Annotated in this window: 9 protein-coding genes; 8 read left to right on the top strand and 1 reads right to left on the bottom strand. The window is 71.0% G+C overall.

Annotation, left to right across the window (positions count from 1 at the left end; all coding sequences use genetic code 11):
• Window positions 1-104: 104 nt before the first annotated feature.
• Window positions 105-764 (bottom strand): SDR family oxidoreductase, encoded by a 660-nt coding sequence (locus ASE12_RS09215; protein WP_056399548.1) that lies wholly within the window; start codon window positions 762-764, stop codon window positions 105-107.
• A 37-nt stretch (window positions 765-801) separates the two neighbouring features.
• Here ASE12_RS09215 and ASE12_RS09210 point away from each other — a divergent pair, with 37 nt between their 5' ends.
• From ASE12_RS09210 to ASE12_RS09175, 8 genes are all read left to right on the top strand, one after another.
• Complete coding sequence (locus ASE12_RS09210; protein ID WP_369797181.1) at window positions 802-1,746, top strand: o-succinylbenzoate synthase; 945 nt, start codon at window positions 802-804, stop codon at window positions 1,744-1,746.
• Window positions 1,743-3,305: a 2-succinyl-5-enolpyruvyl-6-hydroxy-3-cyclohexene-1-carboxylate synthase gene (gene menD, locus ASE12_RS09205; RefSeq protein WP_056399546.1), complete on the top strand. Its 1,563-nt coding sequence runs from the start codon at window positions 1,743-1,745 to the stop codon at window positions 3,303-3,305. Before ASE12_RS09210 ends, menD begins: the two co-directional genes overlap by 4 nt.
• Before the next feature lie 69 nt (window positions 3,306-3,374).
• Window positions 3,375-4,958 carry a GMC family oxidoreductase gene (locus ASE12_RS09200; protein ID WP_056399545.1) on the top strand — a complete coding sequence of 528 codons (1,584 nt, stop codon included), beginning with the start codon at window positions 3,375-3,377 and terminating at the stop codon, window positions 4,956-4,958.
• An 88-nt stretch (window positions 4,959-5,046) separates the two neighbouring features.
• A complete protein-coding gene (locus ASE12_RS09195) occupies window positions 5,047-6,561 on the top strand; it encodes an aldehyde dehydrogenase family protein (RefSeq protein WP_056399540.1) in 1,515 nt (504 codons plus the stop codon).
• Between the two features lie 39 nt (window positions 6,562-6,600).
• Window positions 6,601-7,164 (top strand): RNA polymerase sigma factor, encoded by a 564-nt coding sequence (locus ASE12_RS09190; protein WP_056399539.1) that lies wholly within the window; start codon window positions 6,601-6,603, stop codon window positions 7,162-7,164.
• The gene (locus tag ASE12_RS09185) at window positions 7,161-8,234 is read left to right on the top strand and encodes a hypothetical protein (protein WP_056399536.1); all 1,074 of its coding nucleotides are present in this window, start codon (window positions 7,161-7,163) and stop codon (window positions 8,232-8,234) included. Before ASE12_RS09190 ends, ASE12_RS09185 begins: the two co-directional genes overlap by 4 nt.
• Window positions 8,235-8,580: 346 nt before the next feature.
• Window positions 8,581-11,466: an AAA family ATPase gene (locus tag ASE12_RS20700; protein ID WP_162255475.1), complete on the top strand. Its 2,886-nt coding sequence runs from the start codon at window positions 8,581-8,583 to the stop codon at window positions 11,464-11,466.
• A gap of 28 nt (window positions 11,467-11,494) precedes the next feature.
• Entirely contained in the window at window positions 11,495-12,253 is a 759-nt protein-coding gene (locus tag ASE12_RS09175; protein ID WP_056399529.1) for an SGNH/GDSL hydrolase family protein, read from the top strand.
• Window positions 12,254-12,256 lie beyond the last annotated feature (3 nt).

Below are 12,256 nucleotides of genomic sequence, written 5' to 3'. Positions count from 1 at the left end.
CAGGACGGTTCGACCTGGGTCACCGCCGACGCAGGACGGTTCGACCTGGGTCACCGCCGACGCAGGACGGTTCGACCTGGGTCATCGCCGAACGCAGCAAGCCCCTATGCCACCGCCCCGGCGATGGCGTCGTCGATCGGGTGCTCGCCGCTGACGAGCTCCCACTGGCGGTTGATCGTGGCCGGCTCGTCGAGCGCCGCGACGATCACGGCCGCGACGTCCGCACGGGGCACCTGCCCGCGCTCGACGGTCTCGGCGAGCTCGACGTGCCCCGTTGGCGCGTCGTCGGTCAGGCCGCCGGGCCGGATGATCGTCCAGTCCAGGTCACTGTCACGCAGCGCGACGTCGGCGTCCCGCTTGGCCTCGACGTACGCCGTCCAGACGTCGCCGGCGTCCGCGCCGACCGGCCGGTCGACGCCGATCGCCGAGACCTGGACGAACCGGCTGACACCGGCCGCGCGTGCTCCCTCGATCGACTTGAGCGAGCCCCCGAGGTCGACCGTCCGCTTGCGCTCGATGTTGCCGTCGGGACCGCCGCCGGCTGCGAACACGACGGCATCGGCGCCGGCGAACGCCTCCGCGAACGCGTCGGCGCCGTCCCGCTCGATGTCGAGGATGCCGACCTCGGCACCCAGGCCCTCGAGCTCGGCGGAGTAGTCGGGGTTGCGGACGAGCGCCACGGGCTGGTGGCCGGCGTCGACGAGCAACGGGATGAGGAGGCGGGCGATCTTGCCGTGGCCTCCGACGATGGCGATTCGGCTCATGCTTCGACAGTACGGCGGCGAGGCTAGGGTTCAACTCGTGCAGTTCCGTACGTACGCCATCGAGATGCCCACGCGGTTCCGTGGCATCGACCGGCGCGAAGGAATGCTCGTCGAGGGTCCCGCGGGCTGGGCCGAGTTCAGCCCGTTCCTCGACTACGACGCCCGCGAGAGCGCGCCCTGGCTCGCCGCCGCCCTCGACTCGGCCGAGCGTGACTGGCCGACTCCCGTACGTATGCAGGTGGCGGTCAACTGCACCGTGCCCGCCGTCGGCCCCGAGCAGGCGCAGGCGATCGTGCGCAGCAGCGGGTGCGCGACCGCCAAGGTCAAGGTCGCCGAGAAGGGCCAGACCCTGGCCGACGACATCGAGCGTGTTGAAGCCGTCCGCGAGGCGATCGGGCCGCGGGGCAGCATCCGCGTCGACGCCAACGGTGGCTGGTCCGTCGACGCGGCGACCAGCGCGATCGCGGCGCTCAACCTCGCCGCCCACGGGCTCGAGTACGTCGAGCAGCCCTGCGCATCGGTCGAGGACCTCGCGACAGTACGCCGCAAGGTCGGCGTGCCAATCGCCGCCGACGAGTCGATCCGCCGCGCCGACGACCCGTTCCGCGTCGTCGAGCTCGAGGCCGCCGACATCGCGGTGCTCAAGGTCGCACCCCTCGGCGGGGTCCACGCGTGCCTGCGGATCGCCGAGCAGATCGGCCTGCCGGTCGTCGTGTCCAGCGCCGTCGAGACGTCGATCGGCCTCGCCGCGGGCCTCGCCCTCGCCGCCGCGCTGCCGGAGCTGCCCTACGCCTGTGGCCTCGCCACCACGTCCCTCCTCGCCGGTGACGTCGTGGCCCAGCCGCTGAGGCCCGTCGACGGGTACCTCCCCGTCGGTCGGCAGGTGCTCGACCCCGCGGCGTACGACTCGGTGGCCGCCGACGGTGAGACCGATGCCCGCTGGCAGGCGCGGCTGTCGGCCGTACGCGCGGTGCTCCCATGAGTGCGACGTCCACCGCCCGTGACCTGATCGGCGTGCTGCTCGCCCACCGTGTGACCGACGCCGTGCTCGCACCCGGATCCCGGTCTGGCCCGCTGGCCCTGGCGCTTGCGGCAGCCGACGAGCAGGGACTGATCCGCCTCCACGTACGCGTCGACGAGCGCGAGGCCGGCTTCCTCGCGCTCGGTCTCGCGAAGGCATCGCGGCGCCTCGTCCCCGTCGTCACGACGTCCGGCACCGCGGTCGCCAACCTGCACCCGGCGATGCTCGAGGCCAAGCACGCCAATGTCCCGGTGCTCGCAGTGACCGCCGACCGTCCCTCGCGCCTGCGCGGCACCGGTGCCAACCAGACGACCGACCAGCGCGAGATCTTCCCCGGCATCCCGTTCGTCGACCGGGTGAATGCGATCGCGGGCGGTCCCGCGCACCTCAACCTGGAGCTCGACGAGCCCCTGGTCGAACCCACCGACTGGGACTTCGAGTCGGAGGCTCCTTTCGACAAGCTCAAGGAGCGGTCCTCGAGCCCGTCGAAAGGACATGACGTTCCCGCCGGCCCGCGCACCGTCGTGGTCGCCGGCGACGACGCCAAGCAGCCGGCACGCGTGCTGGCCCGCGACGCGGGGTGGCCGCTGCTCGCCGAGCCGAGCTCGGGGTCGCGCAATGGGGAGGCGCTGGTCGCGTACCGGATGCTGCTGGCGCACTCGCCGCTCGCCGAGCGGATCGAGCGCGTCGTGAGCTTCGGTCACGCCACGCTCTCCCGCCCGGTCACGCAGCTGCTGTCCCGCACCGACATCGAGATCGTCCACGTCGGCACGCAGGAGACCTTCCCGGTGCCGGCCGGCGACAACGTCCGCTTCGTCGAGGCGGTCGAGCACGAGGAAGCCTCAGACGCCGCGTGGCTCGCGGCCTGGCACGACGCCGATGCCGCGGCGACGCGGGCGATCGACGCGCTCCTGGACGGCACGACCCCCTACGACGTCGCCCGGACGATCAACGCCGCGGTCCCGCCGGAGGGCCTGCTGTTCGTCGGCTCGTCCAACCCGATCCGCGACCTCGACCTCGTCGCCCGGCCCTACACGGTCGGCGAGCGCCGGCTGATCATCGCCAACCGTGGGCTGGCCGGCATCGACGGGGTGCTGTCGAGCGCGATCGGCGCCGCCCTCGCGCGTACGTCCAGCCGGTCGATCGCCTACGTCGGCGACCTGACGTTCCTGCACGGCAGCAACGGGTTGCTGATCGGCCCCGGCGAGCCCCGGCCCGACCTCACGATCGTGGTGGCGAGCGACGACGGCGGCAGCATCTTCTCGACGCTCGAGCAGGGCGCGCCCGAGTATGCCGCGACGTTCGAGCGCGTCTACGCCACCCCGACCGGCGTCGACATCGCAGCGCTCTGCACGGCGTACGGCGTCGAGCACCGCCGCGTCGAACCCGCGGATCTGGCCTCCGCCCTCGATGAGGAGGTCACCGGCATCAGGGTTCTCGAGGTCCCCGTCGACCGTGCCGGCCGCCGCGATCTGACGGCGCGGATCGGCGCCGCCGTGAGGGCCGCCCTCCGACCGTGACACTGGTTGTGTCAGTGACATACCCGCAGTAGGTTGTGTGGCACGCGTCACGGCCGCTGAAAGGGACTCATGGGCGACGAGAGCTACGACTACATCGTCATCGGATCCGGCAGCGCCGGCGGAGTCGTGGCCGCGCGCCTGAGCGAGGACCCGTCCGTCTCGGTGCTGCTCCTCGAGGCCGGGCCCGACGATGACGACGACATGATCCACCTGCCGGCCGGGTTCTCCGCGCTGTTCAAGACCAAGTGGGACTGGGGCTACCAGACGACGCCGCAGAAGCAGCTCGGCGGGCGTCGCGCCGACTGGCCCCGCATGAAGGCGCTCGGCGGCTGCTCGTCGATGAACGCCATGATCTACATCCGCGGCCACCGCGCGGACTACGACGAGTGGCGCGACGCCTACGGCGCGACCGGCTGGGGCTACGACGACGTCCTGCCCTACTTCAAGAAGGCCGAGGGCAACACCCGCCTGCACGACGAGTTCCACGGCACGAGCGGTCCCCTGCGCGTCGAGGACCGGCGCTACACGCACGAGCTGAGCCACGCGTTCGTCGAGTCGGCGGTGTCGGCCGGCTTCAAGCGCAACGACGACTTCAACGGCGCCGAGCAGGAGGGCGCCGGGCTCTACCAGGTGACCTGCAACAAGGGTCGCCGCTGGTCGGTCGCCGACGCCTACATCCACCCGGCGAGCAAGCGGCCCAACCTGACCGTTCGCACGGAGGCGTTCGTCGCCCGCATCGAGCTCGAGGGCACGCGCGCGACCGGGGTGACGTACCGCCGCGGGGGAGTGACCCACACGGCCAGGGCAAACGCCGAGATCGTGCTGTCGGCCGGCGCGATCGCCAGCCCGCAGATGCTCATGCTGTCGGGCATCGGCCCCGGTGCGCACCTACGCGAGCACGGCATCGACGTACGCGTCGACCTGCCGGGCGTCGGCCAGAACCTGCAGGACCACCCGATCTCGGGAGCGCTGTTCTACACCAAGGACACGACCGACCTCGCCGAGTTCCTCACGCTGCCCAACGTCCTCAAGGCGCAGAAGGCCGGCCGTGGGCCGCTGAGCTCCAACGTCGCCGAGGCGGGTGGGTTCTTCACGTCCCGCGACGACCTCGCCGCGCCCGACCTGCAGTTCCACGTGCTGCCGGCCGGCTTCTATGACAACGGCCTGCACGAGCCCGTACGTCGCGGGCTGACGATCGCCTCGACCCTCGTACGCGTCGAGAGCAAGGGCCACATCAAGCTGCGGTCCGCGGATCCGACCTGGCACCCCGAGATCGAACCGGGCTACTACGACGACGGCGCCGACCTGGACGCGATGATCGCGGGCTATCGCCGGTTGTTCGAGGTCGCCACCCAGGGTCCTTTGGCGAAGCTCATCGCCGAGCCGTGGGAGCCCGCGAGCCTCGACCCGACGACCGACGAGATCCTCGGCACGATCAGCCGCCTCGGCCAGACCGTCTACCACCCGGTCGCGACCTGCGCGATGGGCACGATCGAGGGCAGCGTCGTCGATCCCGAGCTCAAGGTCCACGGCGTCGAGGGCTTGCGGGTCGCCGACGCGTCCGTCATGCCGCGCGTACCCCGTGGCAACACCAACGCACCTGCCATCATGGTCGGCGAGAAGGCTGCCGACCTCATCAAGGAGTCACGATGAGCACCCCACCTTTCGGCTCGTTCCGCCGTACCGCCGCGAGTCCTCTCGCGTCCTCCTTGCTCCACTCACCGAAAGGCGGGGACCCCGCATGACCGCAACACTGGAGCCCACGGTCGACAGCGGCACGACGCCGACCTTCGACTCGCTCAACCCGGCCAACGGCGACGTCGTCGGCACCTACCCCATCCAGGGCCGGGACGAGGTCGACGCCGCCGTCGCACGTGCGCGTGATGCCGCCGCGTGGTGGAGCGGCCTGACGTTCAAGGAGCGCGGCGACTACCTGCTGACGTGGCGCAGCGTCATCACGCGCCGCATCGCTCAGCTCGCCGAGCTGTCGCACCGCGAGACCGGCAAGCCGCACGGCGACGCGCAGCTCGAGATCATCATCGCGATCGACCACATCGCCTGGGTCGCCAAGCACGCCAAGAAGATCCTCGGACCCCAGAAGGTCTCGTCGGGTCTGCTGATGGCCAACCAGGCCTCCTCGGTCGAGTACCACCCGCTCGGCGTCGTCGGCGTCATCGGTCCGTGGAACTACCCCGTCTTCACCCCGATGGGCTCCATCGCGTACGCCCTGGCGGCCGGCAACTCCGTCGTCTTCAAGCCCAGTGAGTACACGCCCGGCGTCGGACAGTGGCTCGTCGACACGTTCACCGAGGTCGTCCACGGCCGCCCCGTGCTGCAGGTCGTCACGGGCCTCGGCGAGACCGGCAACGCCCTGTGCACCGCCGACATCAACAAGCTGGCGTTCACGGGATCGGGCCCCACCGGCAAGAAGGTCATGGCCGCCTGTGCCGAGAACCTCACGCCCGTCCTGATCGAGGCCGGAGGCAAGGACTCGCTGATCGTCGACGAGGACGCCGACCTGACCAAGGCCGCCGAGGCCGCGTTGTGGGGCGGCATGTCCAACGCCGGCCAGACCTGCATCGGCACGGAGCGGGTCTACGTCCACGAGAAGGTCTTCGACGCGTTCGTCAGCGAGATCACCGAGCAGGCCAAGGACCTCCGCGCCGGTGACGACCCCGGCGCCAAGCTCGGGCCGATCACGATGCCGTCGCAGATCGGCATCATCAAGAGCCACATCGACGACGCGATCGCCAAGGGCGCGAACGTCGTGATGGGAGGTCCGGACGCCGTCGGCGAGCGGTTCGTGCAGCCCACGATCCTGACGCACGTGCCGGAGGACTCCACCGAGATCACCGAGGAGACGTTCGGGCCCACGTTGGCAATCAACCCCGTGAAGAGCATGGACGAGGCGGTCGAGCTGACCAACGCCACGTCGTACGGGCTGGCGGGTTCCGTGTTCTCCAAGAAGAACGGCGTCGACATCGCCCGCCGCGTCCGCTCCGGCATGACCTCGGTCAACTCCGTCATCGCGTTCGCGGCCGTCCCCGGGCTGCCGTTCGGCGGCGTCGGGCAGTCGGGCTTCGGCCGCATCCACGGGCCGGACGGCCTCAAGGAGTTCACGTACGCCAAGGCGATCACCCGCCAGCGCATGAAGCCGATCATGATGCTGACGTCGTTCGCGCGTGACGCCAAGACCGACAACAAGGCGCTCAAGCTCATCACCGTGGTCCACGGCGGGAAGAAGACCTTGAAGTAGGCCTGTAACGATCGCGGCGGAGCCGGACATGGGCATGGTGTGACCAGCCGAGATCACGACGAACGGTTCCGCACGTTCTACGCCGAGCACTTCGATGCGCTGTTGGCCTATGCCGTACGTCGGGTCCCGCAGCGCGAGGACGCCGCCGACGTCGTCGCCGACACGTTCCTGGTGGCGTGGCGCCGGGTCGACGAGCTGCCGCCCGGCGACGAGGCGCGGCTCTGGCTGTACGGCGTCGCCCGCAAGGTCCTGTTCAACCTGCGCCGGAGCCGCCAGCGCCGCGACCGCCTCGGACTGCGGCTCCGGCACGAGCTGGCGCATGCGGCGGCCGAGGACGCGACCGCTGACGTGACCGAGCGCATCGCCCTGCGTGCTGCGCTGTCGCGGCTGGGCGAGATCGACCGTGAGGTCCTGACGCTGACGGTGTGGGAGGAGCTCGAGCCGCGCGAGATCGCGCAGGTGCTCGGGCTCAGCGCGCAGACCGTACGGACGCGGCTCTCGCGAGCCCGCGCACGGTTGCGGGAGCAGCTCGGTAACGACATGGGGGTTGTCGGACACGTACTGGGTGTCCGCACAGAACCCAGACCCGAGGAGGGCAGATGACCGACGATACACTCGACCGGCTGGTACGCGACGCCGACCCGCACGACCCCGACGCCGTCCGCGATCTCCGAGGCGCTGGGCAGGTCCTCCTGGAGGAGATCATGTCCACGACCCCCGTCACCTCGATCACGAAGCGCCGACGCACGCGGGTCGCCGCGATCGGCCTCGCCGCTGCCGCCGTGCTCGCGGTCGCCGTCAGCGTTCCGGCGCTGCTCACGGACTCCGACACCGCACCGGGCCGCGACGGACAGACCGTCCACGTCGGCACCGGGACCGACCGCATCGCGTACTCGGCCGCCGCCGTCGAGGTGGCGCGCAACAACCCGCGTCTGCTGATCGGTGAGCCCGGCTGGAAGGCGACCACGGTCTACGGCTTCGCCAAGGACTCGGGAACGATCGTGTTCAGCAAGGGGGACCGCGAGGTCGAGATGAACTGGTACCCCGCCTCGCGCTACCAGTCCTACTACGACGACCGGTCCGAGATCAGCAAGCGCACGCCGATCACGATCGACGGCCAGAAGGGGTCGCGGGTCAGCTACTCGGACACCGACATCGCCGCGATGCTCGAGCCGAAAGGGCCGACGTTCGTCGAGATCCGCACGGGAGGTCCCGGATTCACGTCCACAGCCGAGGTGCTGAAGCTGTTCGGCAGCCTGGAGCACGTCACGGTCAACTCGTGGCTCGCGGCACTGCCCGTCGAGATCGTGACCCCGGGCAAGATCGCCAAGGTCGCCGACGAGATCCTCGCCGACGTGCCGTTGCCCCCGGGATTCGACAAGGCGGGGCTGGCCAAGCTCGGCGTCAACGACCGCTACCAGTTCAGTGCCGAGACGGTGTCGCTCGTCGTGTGTGGCTGGCTCGACGTGTGGCAGCGGGCTGATGCCAAGGGCGACACCGCGACCGCCCAACGGGTCGTCGCCGCGCTCTCCACCGCCCGCGACTGGAAGGTGCTCGACGAGATGCAGAAGACCGGTGAGTACTCGCCCGGTGTCTGGGACCTCGCCGACAAGGTCAAGGTCGGGGACGACCCGCGGACGTACCAGAAGAACTTCCAGTGCTCGGGCGAGTAGGCCCGGACCGAGTGCACTAGGCACCTACCTAGGTACCTCAGATCCGCCACCGGCGGCGAATCTAGGTAGGTCGCCCGATGTGCCCGCCTACCTCACACGACGACTCTGGAGTCATGATCCTGAGTCCAGAAACCTTCGTCCCTGTTGAACTGAGCCGCCACCGCGCCGTGGCACTGGCCCTGACCGAGCTCTCGCGTCACGAGCGTGACCGCACCGGATTTGCTCCGCGGCGGACCCGCAAGGCGCGTCGCGGCCTGGTCGTACGCCTCGTGAGCATGACGGTGGGGCGGACGGCGCACGTATGACCATCGCCCCCATGTCGGCCGCGTCCGACATGATTGGGGACATGGCCAACGACCGGACCCCCGCGACACCCCTGATCGGCCGGGTGCGCGAGCTCGAGCAGCTGCTCGAGGCTGCCGGCGTGACCGACCCCGCCGCCCGCGATGTCGTGCTGATCGGTGGCGACGCCGGCATCGGCAAGACCCGGTTGCTGCGTGAGCTCGGAGCGCGGGCGCGTGCCGCCGGCCACCGCGTGCTCGCCGGCCACTGCCTCGACCTCGGCGACAGCGCACCGCCCTACCAGCCGTTCTCCGAAGCCTTCGCGTCGATCGACGACGCCGAGCGTGACGAGCTGGCCGCCCGCTTCCCGGCCCTCGGGCCCCTCCTGCCCTGGCCCTCCTCCGCGCCCGGTGAGGGTGTCGAGCGCGCCGAGCTGTTCGCCTCGGTCGTCGCCGGACTCGACTCCCTGGCCGCCGACGAGCCACTCCTCCTCGTGATCGAGGACGCCCACTGGGCCGACGCCTCGACCCGCCACCTCATCCGCTTCGTGCTGTCCCACGGCTTCCACGGCCCGGTGCACGTCGTCGTGAGCTACCGCGCTGACGACCTCCACCGCCGCCACCCGCTGCGCCAGGCCCTGTCGGAGTGGGTTCGCCTCCCGGGCGTACGCCGCATCGAGCTCGAGCCGCTCGACGACACCGACGTGGTCGACCTCGTGCGCGCCCATGGCGCCGACGCCCTCGACAGCGACAGCCTCCTGGCGGTCGTACGCCGCGCCGCCGGCAACGCGTTCTTCGCCGAGGAGCTCCTCGATGCCGGTCTCGCCAACGTCGACGGTGCCCTGCCGGAGACCCTCGCCGACCTGCTGCTGATGCGTCTGGAGCGGCTCGACGACAACGCCCGCCGGCTCGTGCGCGCTGCGGCGTGCTCCGACGCCCGCCACGAATACTCGGTGCTGACCCAGGTCGTCGGGCTCGCCGAGGACGAGCTCGACGAGGCCCTGCGTTCGGCGATCGACCACAAGGTGCTGACCCGCGTGGGCGAGGACTCCTACTGGTTCCGCCACGCCCTGCTCGCCGAGGCCGTGCGCGACGACCTGCTGCCGGGCGAGCGTCGCCGCATCCACGCCGCCTACCTCGAGGCGCTGACGTCCGGCAGCCGCCGCGGTCCGGCCGCCGAGATCGCCCTGCACGCCCTCGGCGCCGGTGAGCGCGAGACGGCGTTCCTCTCCAGCGTCCGGGCCGCCGAGCAGGCGCAACGGCTGTCGGGCTACGACGAGGCGGCCCAGCACTACGAGCAGGCACTGACCCTCGTCGACTCCGCGCCGGCCGACCTCGACCTGGTCAAGCTCGTGATCGACGCGTCGTCCGCCCTCGTCACGTCGGGCCGGCTGCTGCGTGCCGTCGAGCTGTTGCGCGACCACCTCGGACAGCTCCCGTCAGATGCGCCCGCGGAGGACCATGGACGGCTGCTCGTCGCGATCGGCGACACCGCCTACTACGCCAACCTCGACGCGGAGTCCGAGCAGGCGAGCCTCGAGGCCGTCAAGGTCGTGCCCGACGAGCCGACCGAGCTGAGGGCCGAGGTCGCGGCGCTCCGGGCCCGCACCGCATCCAACCGGCGACGGCACGACGAGGCCATCGAGTGGGGCGAACGGGCCCTGGCGATCGCCGAGCAGATCGGTGCCGCCGACGTCATCGCCGACGCCAAGGCGACGTTGACCCGCGTCATGGTCCGCACGGGCGATGATCCCGAGAAGGCCAAGCGTGGCTTCCTCGAGCTCGTCGAGGTCTCGCGGGCCGACGGGCACGTCCTGGGCGAGCTTCGCGGCCTGCACCAGCTCGCCTTCGTCCACTACAACGCCGGCGAGCTCGACGACGCCGAGAACGCGTTCCGGCAGGGCATGGTGCGCGCGTCCGAGACGGGCTGGGCCTGGGGTCCCTACGGCTTCGACGGCCGGTTCTACTCCGCGCTGATCTGCTACATGCGTGGCCGTTGGGACGAGGCTCTGGCGCTGCGTGACGTCGGCGCCGACGCGCCGGCGATCCCCGATGCGTCCCTCGCCGCGATCGCCCTCATGGTCCACGCCGGCCGCGGCGACGTCGACGAGGTCGAGCGCACGCTCACGATGCGTTCGCTGTGGCGCCACGAGATCTCGGCGTCGGTCCACTCGACGTCGGCCCTCATCGAGCTCCACGGCGTCGCGGGTGACCTGGCTGCCGCGCGACGGGCGTTCGACGACCTCGCCGACCTGCAGGTCCGGGCCTGGGACGAGCCGTTGTTCTCCGGCGGCATCCGGCTCTCGGCGCTGCTGATCGGCCAGTACGCCACGGCCCTGCCGACGCTCGACCGCGCCGAGCAGGCACCCCTGCTGACCCAGGCGGCAGAGCTGGCCGACTTCTCGGACCGCGTCGCGGCGAGCATCGACCCCATGGGACCCGAAGGCGTCGCCTGGCAGATCCGCGTGCACGCCGAGCACGCCCGGCTCCGGTGGCTGACCGGCGTCGACGTGCCCGACGTCGACGAGCTCACCGACCTGTGGCGCCGTGCCCACCAGGCGTTCATCGGCATGGATGACCCCTACGAGACCGCGCGCTCGGCGACCCGGCTGGCCGCCGTCCTGCTGACGTCCGGCGGCGAGGCCGAGGGCAAGCAGCTGCTCGCCGAGGCACGGGCAACCGCCGAGCGGCTCCAGGCGAGGCCCCTCCTGACCGAGATCGGTGGCCTGACGCGGCGCCCGTCCAAGTCCGACGTCGAGCTGACGCCGCGTGAGCGGGAGGTCCTCGAGCAGGTCAGCGCCGGGCTCAGCAACGGGGAGATCGCGACCCGGCTGTTCATCAGCACCAAGACCGTGTCGGTCCACGTGTCCAACATCCTCGCCAAGCTAGGCGCCGCCGGCCGCACCGAGGCAGCCGCGATCGCCCGTCGCCGTGGGCTCCTCGACGACTGACGCCGGCGCCACTCGCTAGCCTGACCCCGTGCCATTTCATCGCTACGTCGCCCTCGGCGACTCGTTCACCGAAGGCGTCGGCGACAACGACCCATCACGTCCCAACGGCGTGCGCGGCTGGGCCGACCGGGTCGCCGAGGTCCTGGCCGCTGACGACTTCACCTACGCCAACCTCGCGATCCGGGGGCGGCAGCTGCTGCCGATCCTGGCCGAGCAGATCGAGCCGGCGCTCGAGATGAAGCCGGACCTCGTCAGCATCTACGCCGGCGCCAACGACGTCCTGCGCCCGCGCATCGACATCGACCGGCTGGTCTCGGCCTACGACGTCGCGCTGGGCCGACTGGTCGACGCCGGTGCACACCTGCTGCTGTTCACGGCGTACGACCCGGGTGGCTCACCGGTGTTCGGGGCGCTGCGGGGGCGCTTCGCGATCTACAACGAGCTCGTCCGCCAGGTGGCCGACAAGCACGGCGCGACCCTCGTCGACTTCTGGCGCCTGCGCGACTACCGCGACGACCGGATGTGGGACGTCGACCGCATGCACATGTCGAGCCTCGGCCACCAACGCATGGCGATCGCGGTGCTGGATGCCCTCGGCGTGGAGCACACGCTGACGATGCCCGAGCTGCCGCCCGCCTCGCCGCTGACGGCCAAGGAACGACGGGCCGCCAACCTCGAGTGGGCCAAGGCGCACGCCGCCCCATGGGTCAAACGCCGCCTGACCGGCGTCTCGTCGGGCGACAACCTCAGCCCGCGCTGGCCGACCCTCGCGCCCGTCGAGCGCTAGCCG

This window comes from Aeromicrobium sp. Root236, assembly GCF_001428805.1.
GTDB lineage: Bacteria > Actinomycetota > Actinomycetes > Propionibacteriales > Nocardioidaceae > Aeromicrobium.
The sequence above is the reverse complement of the archived record's forward strand: the minus strand, read 5'-3'. Positions and strand labels throughout refer to the sequence as shown.